Raw genomic sequence first — 26,138 nt, 5'->3', positions numbered from 1 at the left:
ATCACAACATCCCTATAAAGCTGTGAGTTGAATAGACAAATATTTTTTAAAACAGTAGCCCATTTTTTATTTATATGGATCAGTCAATATTGCAGGAACTGAGTCAAGGACTATCAGATATAGAAAATTTTGCCCGCGAACTTGAAAGTCGTTATGCTGAGCAGATAGAGAAAGTAAGTCCTGACGCACAAGATAGTGCCCGAAATCTTCTTCATTATCTGGCCTTAAGAAATAAAGATATCAGTGCATATCAGGATGGCCTCTCTGAGCTGGGTATTTCCTCACTGCAACATGCCGAAAGCCATGTGCTGGCTAATATAAGCGCTGTGCAAAGTATTTTACACCACTATCAGGAGCGTTCATATCAAGAGGCTAGACCACTGATAACTATCCGTGAGGGTAAGGCATTGAGGAAAAGAAATAGAAAAGCGCTGCTAGGATCAGAGTCTCAGCCCAAAAGAGCTTATATCATGGTCACTATGGATACTGATATGGCCGACGACTATGCGCTGGTGCATGCTATGTTAGCTGCAGGTATGGATTGTGCCCGTATTAACTGTGCGAAAGATGATGCTGATATCTGGAAAAGTATCATTGCGCATGTGCATACGGCCAGCAAAGAACTGAAAAAGCCGTGTAAAATTCTGATGGATCTGGGCGGCCCTAAGATCCGGACAGGTAGTATTCAGAAAGGGCCAAGGCTGATTCAGATCAAGCCGGAACGAGATAAGCGAGGAGAAACTATTTCTCCGGCTTTATTGAAGCTGGTAACTGAAATAGATACCAGTGAAGACTTTTTACAGGTACCTGTTGAGCAGGATTGGCTTGCGCAGCTTCATGCAGGAGATCGCATACGCTTTGAAGATACCCGCAATGTGAAGCAAGAAGCCAAAGTCGTTGAGATAGATGATCAGGGAGCCATCATTTCTTTTGAGGAAGAAGTCTTTATAGAAACCGGGCTCAGTCTTGAGCATTGGCAGGATAGGAAAAAAATTGCCAGTATTAATGTTGGTAAGCTACCTTCCAGCCGACAAAAAATCTCTCTTAAAAAAGGTGATACTCTGATCCTGCATAAAAATAAACAGGAAGGGGAGCCTGCCCGCTACGATGAGCAGGGGCAACTGACTTCTCCTGCCCATATTTCATGTACGCTGCCTGAGGTTTTCAAAAGCGTCAAAAAAGACCAGGCTATCCGTTTTGATGATGGTAAAATTGAAGGAATAGTACGCAAAACCTCTGAAGATGAATTGCATGTAGAAATTACCCACGCCAAAAACGGTAAACGTTCGCTCAAAGAAAACAAAGGCATCAACTTTCCTGAGACGGATCTTCAAATCAGCGGCCTGACAGAAAAGGATAAGCAGGACCTGGATTTTGTGGTAAAACATGCCGATATCGTCAATCTATCGTTTGTACGTAGGCCGGAAGATGTTTCTGATTTTCTACACGAACTGCAGCAGAGAGGAGCCAAAAATATAGGTATCATGTTGAAAATAGAAACCGAAGAAGCTGTTAACCAACTGCCATGGCTGCTGCTTCGTGCCTTACAGCATTATCCGCTTGGGGTCATGATTGCCCGAGGTGACCTGGCGGTAGAGATCGGATGGGAGCGTATGTCAGTCTTACAGGAAGAAATTTTGTGGTTATGCCAGGCTGCTCATATTCCCAATGTCTGGGCTACCCAGGTACTAGAGGGCGTAGCTAAAAAAGGCATACCCAAACGTGCCGAGATTACTGATGCAGCCATGGCTGATCAGGCAGATTGTATTATGCTAAACAAAGGTGACTACATCATCAAAGCTATTAAGATGTTGGGAGAAATCTCACGAAAGGTAGTAAAACAGGAGAAAAAAAGCTCCAGCATTGTACAAAACCTTGATTTAAAGGGGAAGTAATTTTTTAAACTGTTTCATTCTGGAACATCTTACCGTATTAAAATGAAACAATACCGAACAAAATAATTTAAAATATAGCTACAGCGCTTTGTTATCAGCTTTGGCATAGCTTTTTTAATGATTATTGAATAATGATTGATGCAGACATGGCACTAATCAATGCAGTCATTATTCATTTCTCAATAATCATTGACAGTATGCTCAAGAACTACCTCAAAATCGCTTTTCGTAATCTGCTGAAGCATAAAGTGTTTTCTGCGGTAAACCTGCTAGGGTTTTCTCTAGGCTTTATCGCGGTTATTTTCATCGCGCTGTATGTAATTGATGAACTAAGTTTTGACCAATATCATAGCAAGGCTGACCGGATTTACAGGATTACGGAAACGATCTATGATGAAAATGGGGAACGTCAGGTAGTGGGTGCTGCCACCAGGCTGGGCCCGGCGGCTTTGGCAAATCTTCCTGAAGTAGATGATATCGTCCGTCTGAATGTCTTCGGAAGACTAACTTTAGGGTATGATGAGTTTCGTGCCTACGAAAACTTTTTAGTGGCTGACTCCTCTTATTTCAAGGTTTTTGACAGCAAAATTATTGAAGGAAACGCGGAAACTGCGCTGAACCAACCATTTTCTGTAGTGCTTACTGAATCACTTGCTAAAAAATATTTTGGCGATGAATCGCCACTAGGCAAAAGTATGTACGCCAGCCAGTTTGAAGATGAGATAACAGTCACAGGAGTGATAGAGGACTTTCCTTCCAATGCTCACTTCAGACCGTCACTATTCTTTTCCCTGGTAAGTCTGTCTAAATTTGACCAGATCAGAAATTTTCTTGAAAATGACTGGAGCTCAAATGAATTTGCCACTTATCTGCTTCTCAATGAAGATGCAAATCCTGAAGCTGTTGCTGATCAGTTGACTAACCTTGCCAATGCCAACAGAACATCGGAATTCCAAAACAATCAATATAGCTTACAAGCACTCTCTGATATCCATTTTCACTCACAGCATTTAGACAACGATTATATCGTTCATGCTGATATCACGTATGTGTATATTTTTGGAGGCATAGGACTGTTGATTTTGCTCATCGCCTTCATCAATTATGTTAACCTCTCCACTGCACGAGCCATGAAACGCTTTAAAGAGGTGGGTTTAAGAAAAACGGTAGGTGCCAGCCGCAGACAACTGATGTATCAGTTTATAGGTGAATCAATCTTAATTGTTTTGATTACCCTCATACTGGCGGTGACTTTTGTGCAGCTGTTGATGCCCTATTTCAATAATTTAACTGATAAAACCCTGGAGCTCAACCTCTTCAGTAGTTCTATTGTGCTCATACTGTTAGGAGTCGGGATCATCTCAGGATTATTAGCAGGCACATACCCTGCTTTTTATCTGTCCCGCATCAAACCATCAATAATCCTAAAACAAAATGTAACAACTCGGGAAAATACTTCATTACGCCAGCTATTGGTGGTAGCACAATTTGCCTTTGCCATCATCATGATCACGGCCACCATAGTCAACTACCGGCAAATGCATTTTATACGCAATACTGATCTGGGTTATGATCGTGAACAACTGGTGACTGTAGACATTAACAGCCAGGTTTTGCGGGAGAAGTATGAAACTGTGAAAGCTACTTTTCAGGATCTGCCCAACGTAAAAAGTGTCACTGCTAGCACGAGAGTGCCCGGTGAATGGAAGTGGCTCTCTACCATTAGTGCTAAAAAAGAGCGTAGCCTGATTGAATTTCTATACTTTGCGGGTGATGAGGATTTTCTCCCTACTTATGACATTCAACTGACCGAAGGACGGAATTTCAGGCACATACCTGCTGATTCAGCCAAAATTCTGATTAACGAAACCGCAGTAAAAACAATGGGACTGACTGATCCCGTAGGGAAGGTCATTGAGTTTAGCCATTTTAATCAGGACGAACTAGATCAACCCTTCGTAGCCGAAGTGATTGGGGTCTTTAAAGACGTACACTTTCAGTCTGTACACAAAAAAGTGACACCCTCATTAATTACTTATTATCGGAACCCCCACTACCCTATTGATTACTACACCTTGCAAATTGGTACGGAAGACTTACAGCAGACGATCGCGGCCATTGAGGAAGTCACCCAGACTTTTGATCCTGCTAACCCGTTGGAATATCATTTCCTGGATGATAAATTTGAAGAGCTTTACCGGGCTGACACTAAAACCGGTGAGATTATCAGTATTGCTGCCTTTCTGGCTATTGTGATCGCCTGCCTGGGACTCTTTGGACTCATCAACCTTTCCGTAGAACAAAGGATCAAAGAAGTCGGCATCCGAAAGGTATTGGGTGCGGGTGTAGGCCAAATTACCTGGCTTATCTCCCGAAAGTTTCTCCGGCTGGTAGGTATCGCTTTTGTTCTCGCGGCTCCTTTTGCCTGGTGGGCTACCCAGGAGTGGCTAAATGAATTTGCCTATCATTTCAATGTGTCCTTTGATTTGCTGCTGATTTCCGGGGGTACCGTACTGCTGATCGCCATCTTCACCATCAGTTTTCAAACCATTAAAGCAGCGCTGGCAAACCCGGCAGAATCTCTGCGATATGAATAATGACTAAACATTGCCCCCTATTCATTAATCATCAGTCATTTGTCATCAATTCCTAATCAGTAACTACAATGCTCAGGAACTACTTTACAACCGCCTGGAGAAACCTGATTAAAAACAAAGGTTTTTCATTCATTAACATCTTTGGACTGGCAACAGGAATCGCTGCTTTTGTGCTTATTTTTCAATACGTACAATTTGAATTGAATTATGATACTTTTCAGGAAGAAGGGAAAAACATATATCGCGTAGGTGTAGACCGATATCAGGATGGAGAGCTTGAATCAAAAAATGCTTTCACAGTTTCTGCTTTAGGACCTGCTGTGATCAATGAAATTCCTGGGATTGAAGATTATTTCCGGCTGTCTTACTGGTCCAAAAGCAGTACGCTGATCTATCAACCCAAGGATTCAGCTGATCCACTTACCTTCAAAGAAGAAAAAATAATTTTTGCTGACCCTGGTTTTGTCCGGTATTTTTCTCTGAATCTGCTAGCAAAACTAGGTGACTCCCTGCTTTCAAAACCCCATCAGGTGATCATGTCACAATCTTCGGCGCAAAAATATTTTGGAGACGGCTGGCAAACCGAAGCATTGAATAAGTTACTGACTGCCTTTAATTCTACCAGGGAAGGAGAAGTTATTTTTGAAGTAGTAGGTGTTTTTAAAGATATTCCGCAAAACTCTCACCTGGATTACGATATTATTTTTTCTCATGCAACGCTGCCATACTTCTTACCTGAAGAAATCCCTGAAGAACAGCGGCTAAGCATGTTTGAAACTACCTGGGGACCAAATACTAGCTACACTTATTTGGTGCTTAATACGCAGATGAATGCAGATAAAATAGGGCAACAGCTTACTGAAATGATCGAAAGCAGGAATAAAGCAGAAAATATGTCTGAAGTTTATCGATTACAGCCTATCCGTGACATTCACCTGCATTCAGCACTGATGAATGAGCCGACCGCTACCGGCAATATAAATTGGGTATATGCAATGGGGATAATTGCTTTATTTACCCTCGGCATAGCCTGGATCAATTATGTAAACCTTTCAACTGCTCGTGCAGTAGGTCGTGCACGAGAAGTAGGGCTAAGAAAAGTGGTGGGTGCCAAAAAGGTTCAACTTTTAGGTCAGTTTTTATTAGAGGTAGGCATCATTAACGCAGTTGCCCTGGTGTTGGCTGTTACACTGATCCAGCTGAGTACTCCCTATTTTAATCAATTGAGTGACATTGCCTTTAGCCTATTTTCCTTAGAGCAAGGTACATTCTGGATAGTGATTGTCGCGATATTTATATTCAGTACTTTACTGATTGGCATATATCCGGCAATGATACTTTCGTCCTTCCGCCCAGCATTTGTGTTAAAAAACCAGCTCATTTCACCGAGAAAAGGGCTTAATATAAGAAAAGTGCTGGTAGTTTTTCAGTTTGCCATTTCAATGACCCTAATCATTGCTACCATTGTGATCTACGGTCAGATTTCGTTTATGAGAACACAGGCACTAGGCTTTGATACTTCACAAAGACTGGTGATTGAAGGTGCCAATGTGATGGGCCAGGAGATTTCTTTTGCTCAAACGGTCCAAAATTTGCGCAATGCTGTGCTAACTAACCCTTTTATAAAAGAAGTGAGTGCTGCCAGCTATGTCCCTGGGGAAACGGAACGTGAAACCAGAATGGTAGGAAGGGATGAAGAAAATGTGAAAGAAATCAGGGATATCAGCATAGACGCCAATTATTTTCCTACTATGGATATCAAACTATTGGCAGGCAGAAATTTTTCAGAAGTTGAGGAACAGAATCATCACAAGGTAATACTCAATCAGGCTGCTTTACGACTACTTGACTTTGGCTCAGCGGAAGAAGCCATTGGTGAAAATTTTGGTGTCATAAATTTCTGGGGAGTCACTTCTTATGAGATCATCGGTATCGTTCCTGATTTCCATCAAAATGCTTTGCAGAACAACTATGAACCTATTGCTTTTTTTAACGAGCTTTTTGATGGTAACTACATCGTGCAAATTGATCCTTCACAAAGTGCCTCTGTTAACAGCATTTTAGCATTCCTGAAAGCTAGTTGGGAAGAAGTATTACCTAACAACCCTTTTAACTACTATTTTCTTGATACTTACTTCAACCGTCAGTATCAGGCAGACGAGCGTTTTGGCAGAATTTTCAGCATATTTTCTGTGCTGGCTATTTTGATTGCCTGCCTGGGATTATTAGGCTTATCCTCTTTTACCGCTGTACAGCGTAGCAAGGAGATCGGTATCCGTAAAGTGATGGGGGCATCAGTAAGCAGTATACTCACTTTGCTTTCCAAGGACTTCTTAAAACTGATCTTTATCGCGGGAATTTTAGCCCTTCCTTTTGCCTATTGGATGATGCATCAGTGGCTGCAAAACTATGCTTTTCGCATAGATATCAGTTGGTGGTTACTCATCCTGCCATTGGTATTCGTGCTAATGCTGGCGCTGCTTACGGTATCGGTACATACCATTAGGGCTGCTTTGACGAATCCCACTGAATCTCTCAGATACGAATGATAAGTATTGAATGATGGTTAATGAGCAATGAAAAATGAAGGCTTTACTCATTAATCATCTCTTGTACCTCATTATTACAGAATAGCATAACAGAATCCAGACACTTACGTTGATTATAAAAACTCTTGTGTTATGTCGCGATTTTTCTCAATCATTGTACTGGTATTTTTGGTAAGTGCGTGCGAGGACTTTGACTCTACCAAAATTATTGCTCCTACTGATTTTCAAATAGAAGCTGTAAGCCTAAACCTTAATGGTGAAGTGCTACCTACTAATGTAGCCGCACAAAAGGTTGAAGTAGATTCTCAATATACGCTTGTTGGCGCTACCCTAAGGCGTGAGGGTAAGGAGATAGTCGGAATCTGGCTGTTTGATGAAAATGACCCTCAAGCGATCAAAAGCATCAATGAAACAGCACTTACGTACTCACCTTTTCCCAAACAAAATAAATTAAAGGTTACGAGCGAAGCCCGTAACCTTTCAGCTTTTTTAAGGCGGTAAGAATAGTATCTATTCCTCTTTGTCAAGTATTTTCTCAATACGGTAAAGCACATCTTCCAGATGAATACTGGTCTCCCGATTGGTATTTCTACGAAGGGCTACGCCTACATCATTCTGTAGCATATTTAACGCTTCTCTCACTATAGCCCTGATATCGGATTGACTTACGTCTACCTCTGTCCAGCCATAATACTCCTTAAAATTGTCGGACATACTACCCAATTCATTATCCGACAAATACTCCATTCTCTCCAGATAGGCTCTCTGAAGGTTTCTTCGGTAAGGATCGATATTTTGGCCACGGTAGATTTCGGACCACACTCCTTCTCTCAGATCATCCATCATTGTAAGGGCGCTATAGGTACCATCCCCATAAAGTGCTTCTCCCTCTAACAGACGGGCAAGCCTTTGCGGATGCATCAGGTCATTCAACACATTCTCCTGAAACTTTCTGATCCTGTCCAGTATCCCTGCATGCTCTATTCTGCTCAGTATTTCCTCATTGATCATCCACTCCGGGGTAGCAAAGGCATTTTCAGTTAAAAAATTCATTGCTGCTTTCTGCTTTTCCTCCGACACAGGCTCATAAACGGGACCTTCCTGATCGTAAGTTTTGTAGTTTTCATAGACTCCTCCTACATTTTTGGTGACATGCCCCATATAGCGATACCACTGTCCAATTAGCTGCTCGTATATTTCTTGCAGCTCTTCATAGGTTTCGTTTTCACGAAAAGTCCATTCCATCAGATCTGGCATTATCCGCTTTAAATTTGCTAAGCCGTATTCACTCGCTTTAACTGCATCATTTCCCAAATCTTCATTTTGTGAACGTGGATCTATTTTAGCGCCTGATTGACGTCCGTAAAAATAAGCCGGGTCATCTGCTTTTTCTTTCACCCATTCATCCAAAACCTCCTCCACCGCTTCAGGAGAATCTTTATCAGGAAAATACGTATATCCCCATTTAATAGCCCACTCGTCATATTCGCCAATAGCAGGAAAGAAGTTAGTTACTCCATCGCCGGGTTGTGCTACATAATTGAAGCGTGCATAATCCATAATTGAAGGTGCCGTACCGTGCGTAGCAGTAAATTCAGGTGAACGCAATGAATCTACCGGATAGGCGTAGCTGGTAACCCCAGTTATGAGGAAGGCCCAGGGTATGCCCTACTTCGTGCGCAGCTACGAAACGTATAAGTTGCCCCATGAGCTCCTCGCTAAATTCTACATTACGTGCCTCAGGATTAGCGGCTGCGGTCTGAACCAGGTACCAGTTGCGCAAGAGGTTCATTACATTATGATACCACAAAATATCACTCTCTAATATCTCTCCGGTGCGAGGATCATGGACATGCGGTCCCTGCGCATTCTGGATAGGCGTAGTAATGTAACGAATAACAGAATAGCGCACGTCTTCAGGAGAAAATTCAGGATCTTCTTCCTCACTGGGTGGATCTTTTGCGATGATCGCATTCTTAAAACCAGCATTTTCAAAAGCTTTCTGCCAGTCTTCTATCCCTTGCTTCAGATAGGGTCTCCATTCCATTGGAGTGGCAGGATCAAGGTAATACACGATGGGTTTTACAGGCTCAACCAGTTCTCCACGCGCATAAGCTTCTTTGTCTTTAGGAACCAGTTGCCATTTGGTGATATATTCCCTTTGAAAGGCTTTTTGCTTATTCATTCCATAATCATACTGCTCTATACTGAAATAGCCGACTCTATTATCTGCCAGGCGAGGCATCATAGGTTCATCTGGCAAAACGATCATTGACTGATTCATTTCCAATGATAGCGTGCCTGCTTCCGCATCGGCGGGAGGCGCATCGGCTTCATAGGTTAGTACGTGGCGCACTTCCACATTCTTTGGGTAGCTACGCATGTGCTGTACAAAACTACGGCTTCCGTCCAGTCTCTTCACTTTAAACTTCTTGCGTTGGGAATCGTTGAGCGCACTGATGAGGGGAATATCAGAGGTAAAAAAATCATCTGCCTCTATTACTACCGTACTGGAATCTTCGGCTATGGTCTGAATTTTAAAACTTTGAATAACCGGCTCAAAGTTGTTGTTTTTGACCGATTGATAGATAGGTTGCTCCATATCAGCCACATTGGTATAAGATACATGACGCAAAAGGATTTGCTTGTCTTTTCGTTGAAAGCGGATCACCTGTTGGGAACGGGCTTTCATTCCGGCACCGCCAAAACTCAGGTTGGGTGTGAGCCCTGAAATCCTGCTGACGAGTAAAATTTCACGCTCCAGGAGAGTGTCAGGAAGCTCAAAATAATAGTTTTCTTCAACTTTATGTATGATAAATAACCCACTATCTGTTTGTGCTTTTTCAGTGATCACTTCATCATAAGCTGTAAAATCACCTTTTTTTTCCTCCTCTTTGGCAGCAGCATTCTCGCTACTTTCATCTTTTTTGGAAGAGGGTGCTTTAAAAACCGAACAGCCTGCTATCAGGATACTCAAGACTATGGTCAGGAAATAAATACTGTTTTTCTTCATTATTGGCTTTTTGTTTATCAATTATTCATGGATAGCACTCAAAAAAATTAGGTAAAGCGTGCCAAAGTGCGAATTAAGCTAATTATCTAAAAGATACCAACAAATAATTAATCAACTCATTTTCAAATAGTTGTAAAAAATACTAATCATATCTACGATAATTATCGTAGATAAATTTGTAAATACGATGCTTTTCGTATATAATTGAAGTACGATATAAATCGTACTAACATGAAGGAAAAAGGAAAAGTACCCCCCAAGCCGACTGAAGCTGAGTTGGAGATATTACAGGTATTATGGCAGTCAGGTCCTGCCACTGTAAGAGAAGTTCATGAAAAACTGGCCGTGAAACGTGACACCGGCTATACCACAACCTTGAAAAATATGCAGAACATGGTACAGAAAGGTATGCTCAGCCGCGATGAGGAAAGCCGCAGTCATATTTATCACGCCCGGCTACCCCAAAAGCAAACCCAGCAAATGCTACTGGACCGTTTCATGGAAAGTGCGTTTGGGGGCTCAGCAATGAGTCTGGTGATGCAGACCCTGGGTAATAAAAAAACTTCCAAAGAAGATTTACAAAAAATTAAAGCACTCATCAATAAACTTGAAGGAGGTGAAAAAATGAATCAAGCAACTTTAGATCATTTGATCAATGCATTGGGCTGGACTTTGCTCCACAGCCTGTGGCAATCCACGCTGATTGCGCTTTGCCTGTACCTCATCCTTGCCTTTTCCAATAAGATAAGTCCAAATATCAAATATTTTTTAGAAGTTACCGCTCTGCTCATTACAGGTATACTTTCAGGCACTACATTTTTAGACCTCTATTTTCATCATCAGCCTGAACTAAAAAATTTACAAGATGAAATTTACTTAGGAAGTGGTATGAGCACACAACCTTTCCAGACCACCTATGAAAATGCAGCAACAGCTGAAGTTGAAAGCCAAAGGCGGCAACTTTCATCCTTAGTAGATCAGGCGAAATCATATGTAAATACACACCTGCACTGGATTGTCATGGGATGGATATTGGGGGTTTTGCTCTTTTCCTTAAAATTTGCAGGTTCACTGATCTACATACAGACCCTCAAGAAAAAATGGATATCACCGCTTACGAAGGAATGGGAAAAGAAGGTTCACTGTATGACAGAGCATCTTGGACTTGAGCAAAATGTAAAAGTGCTGGTGTCGCATATGGCCAGGGTTCCTATCATGCTGGGGCACTTAAGACCAATCATACTCATTCCTGCCTCAATGATGAGCAAACTACCTGAAGATCAAATAGAAGCGATTATTGCCCACGAAATCGCGCATGTATACAGAAAAGACTACTGGATTAACATTCTTCAATCCTTATTTGAAATCATTTTCTTTTTCCATCCGGCGATCTGGTGGATTAACAGCGTTATCCGTGAGGAAAGAGAAAAATGCTGTGATGATCTGGCTGTAAGCATATGCGGTAACTCACTCACTTATGCTAAGGCACTGGCAAGTGTAGAAGAGGTAAAGCTTCTCCAGAGAAATATAGCATTAGCTGTCAATGGAGGGAAAAGCAGTCTTCTGCTTAGAATTGAAAGGATACTGGAACCTGGTAAAAAAGGTGAAAACCCAATGGCTCGTTTTATATCCGTTAGCGTGGTAGCCGCAATCTTACTACTGCTGAGCACAAGTGGGGACAGTATAGCGTATCGTTATGGAGAAAAAGTCCACAAAGCCCTGGAATGGGCTAATTTTCCAAACCCAATCAGCATGCAGGATACTGCCGTTAATCTTGATATTGAAAACGACGTAGACATTAAGCCTGATCCCGGGCTGGAAATATCAAAAGGCATAAATATAGATGAAGAGATTGATGTAGACTTAAATATTGATGTATCTGAAAACAAGCATGATACACTACCTAATACTACAAAACCACAAATGCCAGTCCATCCATTTACAACGCATATACATGCTGATCTTCATTTATCTCATGATTCATTACGACAGGTCAAAATTGCGACATCTATAGCTAATCAGATTCATGCATTTCCAAATATTGATTCTGTGCTGATGAATTTAAATCCATTAGACTCTATTCCTGACATTGTGATGGATATTTCAGCAATTCTAGACAACATTCCCAAATTTGATTATTCCTTCGGCTTTGATTCAACCATTGACATTCGTACCCTTAATGATTCGCTGCCCCAGGCTCTGGCTCAATTAGATTCATCCCTTCATAGATTAGATACTCATACTAACAACTATCGACTTTATGTTCAGGATACCTCTATTGAGAAAAGATTAAGAGAACTTGAGGCATCCATGAGAAAAAAAGAAAAGGAATTTGAGAAGCTCATGCGAGAGAAAGAAGTATTGATCCGCGAATTTATGGAAGAAAAAGCGCAGGAGATGAAAGAGCATGAAATGGCGTTTGAACAACGGATGGAGGTGCAGGAAAGAATGTTAGAAAAGCAAATGCTTCAACAGGAAGAGCAGTTCAGATTAGAGGAGGAGCAATTTAGAAAACAAATTGAGCAGGATGAAGAATTGATGAGAATTCAGGAAGAAAGATTTCAGGTACAGGAAAGCCAGTTTGAAAAGGCAAACAGAGCGTTGGAAAACGAATTAAAGAAAGATGATCTGATACGTGAAGGAGAAAAATACACTTTTAAACTTTCCAGTCAGGGCCTGTTTCTCAATGAGGAAAAACTTTCAGATCGATACTACCAAAAGTATCTGAACTGGATGAAAGAACATGAGGTATTCCAATTTGAAGAAGGTTTTACATTCAGCATTAGCAGAATAGCAGAATAGTTTTATTTAGTACCCATATGATAAGCAAAAAGGGCAGCTATATCGGTTGCCCTTTTAATCGTTAATTCAACAATAAAATTCATTGAGTTTCACTGTAAATTAATTTAAATTAGATTTGAGTATGCTGCAAAAAAATAATAGCGATTGAAATGAGTTTAAGTAATTGAGGTTGAGGAAAATGACAAATCACGAATTTGAAAAATTACCCCGAGAAAAAAAGTGCAAATATGTATGGAACCGCTGCACTTTTTTAGCTACCCGCTTTCATTACGAACAACATAAGCGGTTTAGGATCAACCTGTACCACAATGGTAGATTCTTCGTCGAGATATGGTACAACAGTAAATATGACTATATCGGTGATATTGTCTCTTTTACAGACAATAAGCAGTTAGATCCTTATTTGTCAGATATCAAGTTTAACACCTTTCTTGCTTAACCTCAAGTGCAAATTAGCCTTTTGTTTTCTTCTTGATAATCGTTTTGGTAATAAAGGATAATACTGCGACTGCTCCTAAAGTGATTGCTATGGCCATCCATTCTCTACTTCCCAGCATTTCAAGTTCAAAGATATCTCTCACCGCTGGAACATAGATCAGTATTACCTGAAGTACTAAGCTTACGCCAACCCCTAACCATAACCATTTATTTGTAAATATAGGAATGGAAAAATAACTCCTGACTGCCAATAGTAATATAAACTCAGAGATAACGACATAGGTAAAAGCGGTAGTCTGCGCCAGTTGTAACTGTTCTTTGTCATTTCCGCCAGCCCAATAAAACAGCACCAGAGCACCGATCGTAGAGATCACAGCCAAAATACAGGTAAGAATCAATTCGGGTTTAGGTAAGATCCCGGAGCTTCCTTTCTTGGGCTTTCTCTCCATAATATCATCACCATAAGGGTCTACTGCTAACGCCAAAGCAGGGGCACCATCAGAAATCAGATTGATCCAGAGCAGCATGATAGCAGTAAGGGGCAGACTCCACCCTAATAGGGTAGCGGTGAATATGATTAATACTTCAGAGAGGTTACCAGATAATAAGTGCATAATCGCCTTCTGGATATTATCATAAATACCCCTCCCCTCTTCCACAGCATGTACGATATTGGTGAATGAGTCATCCATCAATACAAAATCAGAGGCTTCTTTTGCAACATCAGTTCCTGAACCCACTGCAACCCCTATGTTTGCCTTTTTAAGTGCGGGAGCATCATTAACGCCATCTCCTGTCATCGCAACCACATTGCCATTCCTTTGCAGGGCAGCAATAATTTTTTGTTTATGTTCCGGAATAACTCTGGCAAAGACGCATGCTCCTTTTTCCAGATGCGATTCCAACTCTTCATCAGACATATTACCCAGCTCAGATCCGGTAATTACTTCTCCTTCAATTCCTACGTCTTCTCCGATAGCACTGGCCGTTTCTTTATAATCACCCGTGATCATGATTACTCTGATTCCAGCCTTCTTCGTAATTTTAATAGAGTCAACTACATCAGGTCTGGGAGGGTCAATCATCGCCTGTAAGCCGACAAAAGTGAGCCCATCTTCTTTAAACTCTCCGTTCTTTTCTTTGTAAGCAAAAGCGAGCACCCTTAGGGCCTGCTTAGAAAAATTGTCTACCTGTTCTAATATGGTGTTCTTAACCTCTTCATCTAAGTCTACTCGCTCTTCTCCTCTAAGCGCATGCGAACATACCTCCAGAATCTGATCAGGTGCACCTTTGGTATATACATATTCTTTTCCGTCTTTGTTGATGAGCACACTCATCCTTTTACGGTCGGAGTTAAAAGGAATTTCATCCAAACGTTTTACCTGGCCATTTGCCCTGGCTTTATCAGCTGACACCAATAATGCTGCTTCTGTAGGATCACCGGATATTTTCCATTCACCTTCCTCTTTTCCTATCGATGAATTGTTACATACCTTTCCTATTTCAAAGAGCAGTTCAGATACATTTTCTTTTACTTCGCCTTCCGGCTCATATCCAGACCCTTCAATTTCTGCTTCGCTTTCCAGCGTCCAGGCTTTTTTTACCGTCATCTGATTTTGGGTGATCGTTCCAGTTTTATCTGAACAGATCACATTACAGGAGCCTAGCGTTTCTACAGATGATAGTTCACGTACCAGTGCTTTACGCTGCAATAGTTTTTTTACTCCTGCACTCAAGGCAATCGTCACTACTGCAGGCAAACCCGAGGGTACAGCCGCTACTGCCAGCGCAGCGGCAACGAGCAATGCATCAAGGATCGCATTCCATGAAAAGCCATTTTCAATGTAATCGCGGATACCGATCACTGCCAGTACAATTATACATATGCCGATTACAGCATAGCCCAGGCGTTTGCCAAACCTGTCCAATCGCTTCTGTAAAGGGGTAAGCTGTTTCTCGGAAGTTTTTACCATCTCGGTAATCTTTCCGATCTCAGTTTCCATACCCGTTCTGACCACTACCGCACGGGCAGTACCACTTTGTACATTGGTAGAGGAGAACATCATATTAGATTGATCACCTATTTGAAGTTCATCTTCCAGCTTCTCTGAACTTTTTTCTACTGCCAGACTTTCGCCAGTAAGGGCGGACTCTTCTACTTTAAGTTCTTTAGCTTCAAAAATACGCACATCCGCGGGCACCTTATCACCTGCTTCCAAATACACCACATCCCCTTTTACCAGATATTTTGAATCAATCTCTTTGGTTTTTCCATCCCTAACGACATTCGCTTTTACCACTCCCATCTCCTTCAATGCCTGTAAAGATTCCTGGGCACTTACTTCCTGATAATATCCAATGATGGCATTTGCAATCAGTATAGCAGCAATGACTATGGCATCAGAGTATTCTCCAAGTATCAGTGATAACACCAGTGCGAACAACATGATGTAGATAATGAAGGACTTAAACTGGTTTATTAGTATTTTGAGCTTGTTGATCTTTGTTTCGGTATCAAGCTCATTCAAACCATTTTTTTCTAAACGACTTTTTGCTTCGCTTTCAGAAATCCCCTCTGGTGAGGAACTCAGTTCTTCAAATGTATGCTCAGAGGATTGCAGGTAGTATTCCAAGATAGATGTACTTATAATAAGGTTAAAAAATCAACAGCTTAAAAAATGACAGAAATCCATCAAAGTTAACACTAAATTTAACAAACTGTTTTGAGCTAGTCTAACTCATCAAATAAAAATAACAATTCACTTAACATCATTGCAGTAGCGCCCCAGATTGTTTTTCCTGCAATCTGATAGGAAGGGGCCTTTAATATTTGCCCGTTATGAATTTTGACCTCTTTTTCTGAATAGTTCTCGGGTGATTGCAGGGCTTTGAGGCCTACTTCCGTGATGTTTGCTACTTCAAGAGGATCAGGTATATATGATGGTTTATCAGGGATTATGGCTAAAAAGGGTGAAACAGTAATATTACTTGGGGGAATGTATAACTCTGAAAGTTGTCCAATGACATAATCGCGTTCTACTTTTACGCCAATTTCTTCATGTGTTTCACGCAATGCAGTAGTTAACAGGTCTTTATCCTGGGCTTCATACTTACCTCCTGGCAATGCCATCTGTCCGCTATGCACTCCATCATATATTGGCCGCTGAATTAACGGCATCCATAATTGATCATCATGATAAAAGAGCAGCATAAGTACTGCCGCCTGCTTACTATATTTAGGAGGTTTAAGCCTGGCATTTTTATGCATCTGGGTTGACATCCTGATCTGAGCTTCCCAACCAGGTAAACTTTGAGTCAATTTATCAGTTAAAAGTTTGCTTATTGAATCAATATTCATATCCCGATTTCATTAAAAAAACAGCCATAAAACTTCTTGTTAATGCTTATTTTTTAAATATTTAGTAAAATGTATTTTTTAATCGTGCTTATTGTGAAATACGCACCTTATTTTTTTGAATGTCATAATTTATACCGTCCATGTCTTTAACTACGAAACACAACAAAACAGTTTCGCTTAACATCAATCCAGCCAGCATTATAAAGATTGAATTGATTATTGTGGCAGCGCTTCTATTACTAAATCTGCTTCAGCAATTTCTATTGTATGAAGGAATACAGCCTAAGATCATTACTTTCATAGATTTAAACGAGGAAAATAATTTTCCTTCATTATTTTCAGGTATTAATCTGATGTTTACCGGCTGTGTAGTATTATTGATCAGCCTGGCTAAAGACAGAGGAAGCAGATTTTACAAACACTGGTTTTTTATATCTTTTGTTTTTTTCTTCTTAGGAGCTGATGAGTTAGCAAGCATACATGAAAGAGTAGGAAGGTATACCTCTATATTTCTTGGTGTGGAAGATACCATTGGTGGCTTCATCTGGGTGTTACCTTTTTCAATACTACTGCTGATTCTTGCATACTTTTATTTACCTTTTCTACTGCACCTCCCTGCTTTATACAAAAAGTTGCTTGTCATTGCATCCATTGTATTTGTAGGAGGAGGAATGGTGATGGAAAGTATAGGATCTACGATGGTTGGCGTAAGTGTCTATTACCCGCTGGAATATATAGTAGAAGAAACCTTGGAGATGCTGGGTGTAATAATTTTTTTGTATGCTTTTTTTAAATACCTAAAAAATGAAATTGGGGAAATCAATTTGTCATTTTTATTTCGACAAGTAGAATAGGCGAATTTATTATTGTGGTAGCCGAATAGTTTTTTAATAAAAAAACTGCTGATCGTATTAAAGATCAGCAGTTCAGTATACTTAGTGAATATAGATAATTACTCTACTTCCTCTATCACCAGATTATGATTGGTGTATATGCATATATCAGCTGCGATATGCAAAGCATCGGTAACAATTTCTTTAGCGGATAGCTGTGGCGCGTGTTTTTTCATAGCCATGGCAGCGGACTGAGCATACATGCTTCCCGAACCAATCGCGGCAATCCCATTGTCTGGCTCCAAAACATCACCATTACCAGAAATCACCAAAATCTCATCCTGGTCACAAACAATCATCATGGCCTCCAAACGCCTAAGGTAACGATCCGTCCGCCAATCTTTAGCCAGTTCTATCGCGGCTCTTTTCATATTTCCACTGTAGGCACCAAGTTTCTCGTCAAATCTTCCAATAAGTGTGAACGCATCGGCAGTAGAACCAGCAAAGCCGGTAATGATTTTACCTTCCTGCAATTTCCTGATTTTCTTCACATTGCCTTTGGCAACCGTGTTTCCCATTGTAGCCTGACCATCTGCTCCTATAGCAACTTTGCCATTATGAATGACTGCTAATACTGTAGTTGATTTTACTTTTGGCATCATAAAAAATAATTTAAGAAAAAGGCTCAGCAAAAATTTGCAAAGCCTTTTTAGCAATTTCTAATTATACTAGAATCCTGATCGGATCTTCCATATAAGCTTTAAAAGTTTGTAAAAATGCTGCACCCAAAGCTCCGTCTACGGCGCGGTGATCACACGAAAGTGTTACTTTCATAACATTACCGGGAACGATCTGTCCGTTTTTCACTACTGGTGTTTCTTTGATACCCCCTACTGCCAGGATACAAGCATCCGGTGGATTGACGATTGCGGTAAACTCCTCAATGCCAAACATACCCAGATTAGAAATCGTGAAAGTACTACCTTCCCAATCTTTAGGTTGGAGCTGCTTGTTTTTCGCTTTATTGGCTAGATCTTTCACCTCAGCCGAGATATGAGAGATCGTTTTATTATCGGCAAAGCGAACTACCGGTACCAGTAGCCCTTCCTCAACTGCTACCGCTATTCCTATATTGATATGTTGGTTAAAACGCATCTTATCTCCGCGCCATGACACATTTACTTTAGGATGTTGACGCAGAGCCGCAGCCACTGCTTTCACCACTATGTCATTGAAAGAAATCTTTACCTGTGCAATTTCATTCATACTCTTCCGCGCAGCAATTGCCTTTTCCATGTCAATTTCCATGGTAAGGTAAAAATGAGGCGCAGTAAACTTACTTTCGGCCAATCTACGCGCGATGGTTTTACGCATCTGAGATACATTGACTTCTTCGTAACGTTCTTCTCCTACCACTTCAGGAAGCTTCACAGGAGCAGCTTGCTTCGCAGTATCTTTTTGAGCAGCATCGGGTTGAGCTACAGGCTGTGACTTAGAAGGCTTATAGCTTTCAATATCTTTTTTGACAACTCTACCGTTCTCACCCGTTCCTGGTATTTTGGAGATGTCATACCCTTTGTCTTCAGCCATTTTCTTGGCTAAAGGTGAAGCCTTTACTCTACCACCATCTGATGATGAAGGTAAGCTGGATTCTTCAGCATGAGTTGGGGTATAAGCAGGTGCATCTTTTTCCTCAGCCTTATCCTGACCATTGGAAGAACTACTCTTTTCTTCTTTTGGCTCTTCACCCCCTTTTTTCTTAGATTTATTTGCCTTTAGGAGCTTTTCATAATCCGCGCCTTCTTCTCCTATTACAGCGATCACACCATCAATCTCAACTGCTCCTCCTTCTTCAACGCCTACATAGAGTAAAATCCCATCTTCATAAGACTCCAGTTCCATAGTGGCTTTATCCGTTTCTACTTCAGCCAGAATATCTCCTGACTCTACTTTATCGCCAACTTTTTTGAGCCAGGAAGCAATTACTCCTTCTGTCATCGTATCACTCATCTTGGGCATGGTGACTACTGTAGCATTGACATCAGAAGTGTCCACCTCTTCATCTTCTCCCTCTTCGCTTACATCAGCTTGATCAGTCTCCTCTTCTTTATCAGGCGCTGTTGAACTCCCACTTTCAATTTGTTTTAATAAGCTGTCAATTTCCTCTCCTTCTTCACCTATAATCGCGATAACCCCATCTACCGGTACAGCTTCATTTTCTTTAACTCCGATATATAGCAATGTGCCATCTTCAAAAGACTCTAGCTCCATAGTTGCTTTATCGGTTTCTACTTCGGCGAGTATGTCTCCTGATTCGACTTTATCGCCTACTTTTTTCTGCCAAGAAGCAATTACACCCTCTTCCATGGTGTCGCTCATCTTGGGCATTCTTATAACTTCTGCCATAGATTTAGTTAGGAATATTTATTTGCCTAAAATAATTTTATTCAAAGCACGATGCAATATGCAAAAAACGAAGCCAAATTACAGATGATAATAAACTATATCAATGAGATGTGGCCTAATTTGTTAAAGCTAGAGCTAATATACAGCCTAGTAGGGACTTTTATGCAAGACTGGTAGTGTTTCTCTAAGCCTAACTATTGAGGACTCTTATAATAGTAGAAAATTCAGTTGTACTTCTGATATCCGATTTACTGTAAATGACAGTGGTTGGCTCTTTGATTTGAAAAGAAGGAGAATACCATCCTAAAATAGGATCAACACTTCCTTTTATAAGTTCGGTACTCATTCCAGCTGGTAAATTAAGTTCTACTGTTCTTGCAGTTTGATGCTTCAAAATTATTTTATGGCTACTGATTTGTTCCACACTCACGCCAGGGTGTAAATGTAAGGGCATTTCTATCAGGTGAGACTTTTTATTTTTAACTATTAGCTCATCCGTGATGTGCAATTCCTCTATTTCTTTATTTAGCTCAAGCCTTCTTTTGTGGACTACGCCATTTTTTTGATAACCATTGTGGCTGGCATAAACCATATCATTGACCACATTACTTTCCTGAGCAAGCACTCGCGTTTTGTAGTGCTTCAGCCACATCGTAGGCCCTGCACTCATGGCCTGATCTACTTGATCTACCCTGATGGTATTGTGCGCTAAGGCACCAATAAAGTAATTACGCCAATCGGCTTCAGTATGATAGGTATAGGTACCGGAATCGGTAATAATAGGATATCCGTCAACATGGAGTACAAAAGACAATGCATCGGAATGTCCGTGAGCAGCGATAGAAAGAAATCCTAAGGGTGCGGCATCGAAATGAACAAACATTTCTTTGCTTTCTTTTCTGTTTTGTTTACGGAGAATAAAATGGCCTTCATGAATGTAAAACTTTGAATCACAATTCTCTTTGCTTTCCGAAATTTGTTCATACTTTGCTTTACCTTCTTCTCCGAAGAGAAGCATATTTTTGGTGTCAAAGCCATTATCTTGTAACCTCCATGCTGGTTTATTAAATAAAATTACTCCTGAGGTAAGTATTGATTTAAAATTATCAAAGTGTAAGTCAGGGTCTAGGATCACCACTTTACCATCATCTTCATCACCATAGTACACAATGTTACCTTTTATATCCATCATCTGATAAATATACTCACAGATATTAGCCAATTGATCTCTATACTGAGATGAAAATTGATGCCCACTATTTAGGCCTACTACATAGGGTATGAGAAAAAAGTCAGTGATGAACTGAATGTATTCAGCAGCTTCTTCTTTGTTCACTCCCTGCTCTGAATGCTGCAAAACAATTTCCTGCTCAAGACCTGCCTGGGCATGCAACCGCCATGTTTCAGATTCTTCAAATTTCCAGAAGCAAGAAGCTATAAAAAGGCCAGCATGTTCACTGATCAGGTGGTTGTTGGCTGAAGAATATTTGGAGGGGTTTTGAAAGCTGTACCTCATGTGCTGATAAATGCTTGGAATCCAAGACTCCTCAACAAATTTCCTGAAGTCAGCTTTTTCTTCTATCAGACGGTTAACGTCCAAAATTTCCCAGCAAAAGAACCATACAATTAAGCGGATATTTACTTCAATATTACTATACCAGTTTACTCCTTGTAAATACGGGTTTGACTCAATCCATGAATCCATTATCACCTGAAACTGTTGTAGGTATTTGCTGTCTCCACTGGTTCTGTACTGTAGTGCTATCAGGCTAAGAAATTGCATGCGGTTTACCTCCCATACATGCTTGGCACTTCCAAATTCTTCAGTTCTTATATTGATATCCTTGGCGAAAGCCATAGGGAACTTCTTACCAGATGAAATATCAAGGTGCCAGTCAATGGGTTCGTCATAGTGAAAACGCTGGCCAAAAATATCAATTTCCTGCTTGTCAATCTTTATATTAACTTCAGTAAATGGCAGGATTTTTTGTGGTAAACTGAGCAGGTCTATATCTACTGGTAATCCTTCTGTTGGCTGTTTTTTTTCTTTTTTCTTTTGCCAGAATTGTTGTGTACGGAAAAAAATTTCTGGTAAAGACATCGTACGAAGGCGGTAGAAATACCAGGAAAGTGACATAAAAATAAAGTATGGTTTGCTTAAATAATTTATTGGTTCAAATACAAATCAGAACAGGTTATTTGAGTATACATGATTCTCAAACAGAGATTACCCCCTTCCGGAGCGGTGCATGTCTCTATAAAAGAATTAAGAATAACCTCTAATAGTTATAATCAAAGCACATGTTATATCAGATTAAATAATTATGTCATACATAACTGTTCAAAAAATATTCATCAAGCATGCACTTTGACTAATGATTTATATAAATTAAGATAAGAATCAGTCATTTTTTCTAAACTGAAATGCTCATGAATTCTTTGAGCGCTAGCCTCTCCCATCTTTAATCTAAGTGTTTCATCTTCAATTAAAAGAGCTATTTTTCTTACTAATTCTTCAACATCATAAGGTCGGATGATGAAACCTGTTTTTTGATCTTCTATTATTTCAGACGTTCCTCCTCCTTTACTTGCAACCACAGGCTTCGCAAGAACCATATACTCAAGGATAGCATTAGAAATACCTTCTCCATGCAATTTATCATTAGTGGTAAGTACACCAATGTCAAACAGGTTAATAATCGATTCCACCTTTGTTTGCCTGCCCGTAAAAATAATTCTATCTCTTAATTTTTCATCTACCAATTTTTGGGTATTTTTCAAGTTATTACCGTCTCCTATTGCCAAAAATGTGATGTCATTTCTTTCCTGAACAATTTTAACTGCTGCATTAATATACGTCGTGTAGTCTTTGCGATCTTCAAATTTACCAACCATTCCTACAACAAACTTTGTTTTGATATTAAACTTTTGTCTAATATCTTCTTTTGGTATTAGATTCCCTATCCTTCTTAAATCAAAGCCATTATGGAATGCATAACTTTTAGTCAATGGAGCATTATAGGCTTTTAAGCCTGCCATTGAGTTACCAACAATGGCATGAGAAAAAGGGAATGTCACTTTTTTTCTGAGCATGCTTTGATCAAAAAAACTTTTATGACTTGGGGCATCTGCGATAGTCGCATTTACAAATTTGATATTAAGGAGTTTTACAATGGGAGTAACGTAGATTGAAGCCATTGTTGCCCAACTCTGTACGATATCAGGATCTGATTTTTTTATTATGCTATAGATTTTTTTAAAAATACTTATGTCCTTTTTATAAGTCCTTTTCAAAAAATGTATCGGTATGCCCAGGTCATATAACTCTTCATACTGAACTACATCTGACAGTACGATCAATTCACACTCAATATTTCTTTTGATCAGCCCTTTCAGGAGTTCAATTAACCTTCTTTCTTTGCCTCCGGTATGAAAAGAATCTGTAATTGTTAAAACTTTCATGAATTTTGCTAAAGTAATGGTACTATACAAAAGTAAAAAAATCCTATTTTATTACATAACAATAAATAATTAAATTTTATTATATATTTTATGTTTAAATTTCTATTTAAACTTTAAATGTTTAAATTTGGTACAAATAATCACTAGTATTTGGTAAGTTAATACAAAATGGCATCTTACTTTTATATTTATATGGCATTAAGCTTTTGCCTGTCAATTTTTTTTGTCAAAAAAGCTAAGCCAGAATATCCTTTACTCACATTCTTAGTATGTTTTTGGCTATTTGTCGGAGACGTAGCCAACATGGAAGGATTGAAAATCAGTGTAGGTGGCGCATTTGATTTGCAGCCTCTGAGGGTACTGTTTTTATTTTCGGTCGTATTTCTCATTGTTGATCCTTTTATTAAGCAATACAAAAAAAAGATTGCCGAATCAGAATATAGGGTTCAACCTCGTTATGAGACTTATGTTATTGCTTTTACTGTACTTTCCTGTATTTCTTACACCATCTATTCCCGGTCTGATCCTGCTAAGTTGTTTGTTGCCATTACCACAGTGGGGGCTTTTGTGGTCATCTATTTTGCTGTAAAAAGAGGTGCAGATGAGGGTATGAAGCAGGCTGTAAAACTTTCACTGGTTAGTGTTGCTGTAATTTCAACTTTAGTTGCTATCTATCAGCTGGTAGGGGACCAATCTTTTTTTAGAGTTTACCCCGATTATAGTCGCTCTGCTTTTGGGGGACTCCTCAGATCTACTGGGGTATTTCGTGACGATTATATCCATTCATATGTTGTTTTTTGTGCTTTAGTTTGGATTTCTTTTACTGATTTCACAGGGATAAAGAAAAGGATACTTAGCACACTATTTTTGATAGGCATATTTATAGCCTTTATGAGAATGGGTTATGTGGTCACTGCTTTCTTTGTTGCCCATGCAATCATATATGCCAGCAACGTAAATTTAAAACTTAAGGTATTAGTAATAACGCTCTCTGCGATTATTGGTGTTTTTGCTATCTTCTTGATATTGGGTAGTGGTGTTATGGAGTCATCAGTGGCACAGGAAAGAATGATGGATGAGGGTACCATGGAACTACGTTTTGAACTGTATCAAAAAGCGATAGAAGTCAGCTTCAGCGATATACACGGAATCATTTTTGGTTACGGCGGAACTGAGAGTCCTGTTTATTACAATGCAATGTATGAGGTAACTGGAAATCAGGCATGGGCCCTAGGAGAAAGAGGTGGATGGCACAACCTTTTTCTTGAGGTATTATTCTTTAATGGATTACCCGCGGTCATTTTTCTACTTATATTTTTAATTGCATTTCCCAAATACTATCTGCATTTGAAGAATATTACAGGCAATGCTGAATATTATATTCCATTTTATCTGGGTATAGGATATATCATCGCAAACCTCACCTTGGGATTGGGATTAGAGACAAATTTTGGCATCATCATAGCTATCTCTGCAGCTATTATGCTAAAAAACAGAGAAAATCAGATCAAATTAGAAAACTCCTATGCCAACAAAAACTACGCTTGAGAAAGCCTGGAAAAAGGTCAACTCAAAATCTGGTCGTCAGATTTTCTCACTCTTAGGCTCAAATGTATTGGTAATCGTTTTGGGTGTAGTGGTAAGTATTATCAATACAAGATTGCTTGGTCCTGAAGCTTATGGTGATTATAAATTTATTCAATCTTTATGGGGATTTATATTGATCTTGCTTACCGGAGGGGCATTTAATACTGCCGGTAGACTGGTAGCACTGAATCAATTTCAAAGCCAGAAAAAAGAGTTATTAGGAGGGATTTTTACAGTATCAGGAGCTACTTGTCTGTTGTTTATGATTGTTGTATTAATCGCCTCCTATATACAGGAAGGGATCTACGACAATGGTTTAGGTCGCACGATAAGATTACTATTACCTGTTGTCTTCTTTTTTCCTTTCAAAGAAATTCTGGAACGCCTTTTAGAAGGTGACAATAGAATTTATGACTTATCTGCCTATAGATTATCACAGAAAATTTTATATATCATACCTACTTTTCTGATTGGATATTTTTCTACACTCACTTTAGAATTATCTCTTCTTATCCACCTGCTGGCAATAGCTATTTTTCTTCCTTATGTCTACATCAGCATGAAACCCAAATTCAAGAATTTGAAGAGTAGCTTCAAGGTGATCAAAGAAGAAAATGCCAAACATGGCTTCCCTATTTATATTGGATCTCTCGCCAGCAACGGCAGTCAGCATTTGAGTGCGTTTACCATTAGTTATTTTCTTGATAATGTCAGTGTTGGCTATTTTGCACTTTCAAATACCATTGCAACCCCTTTGATGATGATACCTCAAACTATAGGTACCACATCATTTAAAAAGTTTGCAAATTCAAAGAGTATTCCGGTTAAAACTGTGCTTGCCACCATAGGTGTATCCTTAGTAGCCTTGGTCGCTTTCAACATTATTGTGAAGTATGTAATTCTGTTTGTCTACTCTGACGAATATCTTCCGGTACTACCTTACGTTCGCTTAGTGTCGCTATCTTACGTAATTCAGGGATTCTGCTTTTTCATTAACAGGTTTTTAAGCTCACATGGAAGAGGGAAAGAACTTAGAAATGCCTCATTCGTTAGAGGTGGAATTAACATTCTGGGGTTTGTATTGCTTGTCAAATATTTTGGAATTGATGGTGCCTGTCTTACCCTCATCATTTCAAACACAGTATACTTAATTACGTTATATTTTCAATACAAAAAATATATTAGAAGCTGATAACTT

General features: G+C 39.7%; 17 protein-coding genes. 9 read left to right on the top strand and 8 right to left on the bottom strand.

What is annotated here, in order from left to right; translation table 11 throughout:
- The first annotated feature begins 74 nt into the window (after positions 1–74).
- From OKW21_RS09850 to OKW21_RS09835, 4 genes are all read left to right on the top strand, one after another.
- Entirely contained in the window at positions 75–1,895 is a 1,821-nt protein-coding gene (locus OKW21_RS09850) for a pyruvate kinase (protein ID WP_277479249.1), read from the top strand.
- A gap of 131 nt (positions 1,896–2,026) precedes the next feature.
- On the top strand, positions 2,027–4,492 hold the full coding sequence (locus tag OKW21_RS09845; protein ID WP_277479248.1) for an ABC transporter permease: 2,466 nt from the start codon (positions 2,027–2,029) through the stop codon (positions 4,490–4,492).
- Between the two features lie 68 nt (positions 4,493–4,560).
- Complete coding sequence (locus OKW21_RS09840) at positions 4,561–7,041, top strand: ABC transporter permease (protein ID WP_277479247.1); 2,481 nt, start codon at positions 4,561–4,563, stop codon at positions 7,039–7,041.
- A gap of 132 nt (positions 7,042–7,173) precedes the next feature.
- Positions 7,174–7,542, top strand: a complete 369-nt coding sequence (locus OKW21_RS09835; RefSeq protein WP_277479246.1) for a hypothetical protein — start codon at positions 7,174–7,176, stop codon at positions 7,540–7,542.
- A 9-nt stretch (positions 7,543–7,551) separates the two neighbouring features.
- Here OKW21_RS09835 and OKW21_RS09830 read toward each other — a convergent pair whose 3' ends face one another.
- Positions 7,552–8,649, bottom strand: coding sequence for a zinc-dependent metalloprotease (locus OKW21_RS09830; protein ID WP_277479245.1), 1,098 nt, complete (start codon positions 8,647–8,649; stop codon positions 7,552–7,554).
- Entirely contained in the window at positions 8,636–10,054 is a 1,419-nt protein-coding gene (locus tag OKW21_RS09825) for a zinc-dependent metalloprotease (RefSeq protein WP_277479244.1), read from the bottom strand. The genes OKW21_RS09830 and OKW21_RS09825 overlap by 14 nt, the downstream gene beginning before the upstream one ends.
- Before the next feature lie 231 nt (positions 10,055–10,285).
- Between OKW21_RS09825 and OKW21_RS09815 the strand changes: the two genes are divergently transcribed.
- Complete coding sequence (locus OKW21_RS09815) at positions 10,286–12,856, top strand: M56 family metallopeptidase (protein ID WP_338130039.1); 2,571 nt, start codon at positions 10,286–10,288, stop codon at positions 12,854–12,856.
- 178 nt (positions 12,857–13,034) lie between these two features.
- On the top strand, positions 13,035–13,295 hold the full coding sequence (locus OKW21_RS09810; RefSeq protein ID WP_277479243.1) for a hypothetical protein: 261 nt from the start codon (positions 13,035–13,037) through the stop codon (positions 13,293–13,295).
- A 13-nt stretch (positions 13,296–13,308) separates the two neighbouring features.
- Here the strand turns inward: OKW21_RS09810 and OKW21_RS09805 are convergent, their stop codons facing one another.
- Both OKW21_RS09805 and OKW21_RS09800 read right to left on the bottom strand, forming a co-directional pair.
- Positions 13,309–15,927, bottom strand: coding sequence for a cation-translocating P-type ATPase (locus OKW21_RS09805; RefSeq protein WP_277479242.1), 2,619 nt, complete (start codon positions 15,925–15,927; stop codon positions 13,309–13,311).
- Between the two features lie 95 nt (positions 15,928–16,022).
- On the bottom strand, positions 16,023–16,613 hold the full coding sequence (locus OKW21_RS09800) for an NUDIX hydrolase (RefSeq protein WP_277479241.1): 591 nt from the start codon (positions 16,611–16,613) through the stop codon (positions 16,023–16,025).
- 179 nt (positions 16,614–16,792) lie between these two features.
- Here OKW21_RS09800 and OKW21_RS09795 point away from each other — a divergent pair, with 179 nt between their 5' ends.
- Positions 16,793–17,506 carry a hypothetical protein gene (locus tag OKW21_RS09795; protein ID WP_277479240.1) on the top strand — a complete coding sequence of 238 codons (714 nt, stop codon included), beginning with the start codon at positions 16,793–16,795 and terminating at the stop codon, positions 17,504–17,506.
- Between the two features lie 98 nt (positions 17,507–17,604).
- Here the strand turns inward: OKW21_RS09795 and hslV are convergent, their stop codons facing one another.
- The 4 genes from hslV to OKW21_RS09775 all read right to left on the bottom strand — a co-directional run bounded on the left by hslV (position 17,605) and on the right by OKW21_RS09775 (position 23,353).
- Positions 17,605–18,144, bottom strand: a complete 540-nt coding sequence (gene hslV / locus OKW21_RS09790) for an ATP-dependent protease subunit HslV (protein ID WP_277487643.1) — start codon at positions 18,142–18,144, stop codon at positions 17,605–17,607.
- A gap of 64 nt (positions 18,145–18,208) precedes the next feature.
- A complete protein-coding gene (locus OKW21_RS09785; RefSeq protein ID WP_277479239.1) occupies positions 18,209–19,891 on the bottom strand; it encodes a pyruvate dehydrogenase complex dihydrolipoamide acetyltransferase in 1,683 nt (560 codons plus the stop codon).
- Positions 19,892–20,081: 190 nt separating this feature from the next.
- A complete protein-coding gene (locus OKW21_RS09780) occupies positions 20,082–22,028 on the bottom strand; it encodes an alginate lyase family protein (protein WP_277479238.1) in 1,947 nt (648 codons plus the stop codon).
- A gap of 218 nt (positions 22,029–22,246) precedes the next feature.
- Complete coding sequence (locus tag OKW21_RS09775) at positions 22,247–23,353, bottom strand: glycosyltransferase (protein ID WP_277479237.1); 1,107 nt, start codon at positions 23,351–23,353, stop codon at positions 22,247–22,249.
- A gap of 303 nt (positions 23,354–23,656) precedes the next feature.
- On the opposite strand from OKW21_RS09775, the gene OKW21_RS09770 reads away from it, so the two are divergent.
- Positions 23,657–24,901 (top strand): O-antigen ligase family protein, encoded by a 1,245-nt coding sequence (locus tag OKW21_RS09770; protein WP_277479236.1) that lies wholly within the window; start codon positions 23,657–23,659, stop codon positions 24,899–24,901.
- Positions 24,879–26,132 carry a lipopolysaccharide biosynthesis protein gene (locus OKW21_RS09765; RefSeq protein ID WP_277479235.1) on the top strand — a complete coding sequence of 418 codons (1,254 nt, stop codon included), beginning with the start codon at positions 24,879–24,881 and terminating at the stop codon, positions 26,130–26,132. The genes OKW21_RS09770 and OKW21_RS09765 overlap by 23 nt, the downstream gene beginning before the upstream one ends.
- The last annotated feature ends 6 nt before the right edge of the window (positions 26,133–26,138 follow it).

The sequence above is a fragment of the Catalinimonas alkaloidigena genome (genome assembly GCF_029504655.1).
In the GTDB taxonomy this organism is placed as follows: Bacteria; Bacteroidota; Bacteroidia; order Cytophagales; family Cyclobacteriaceae; genus Catalinimonas; species Catalinimonas alkaloidigena.
The sequence above is the reverse complement of the archived record's forward strand: the minus strand, read 5'-3'. Positions and strand labels throughout refer to the sequence as shown.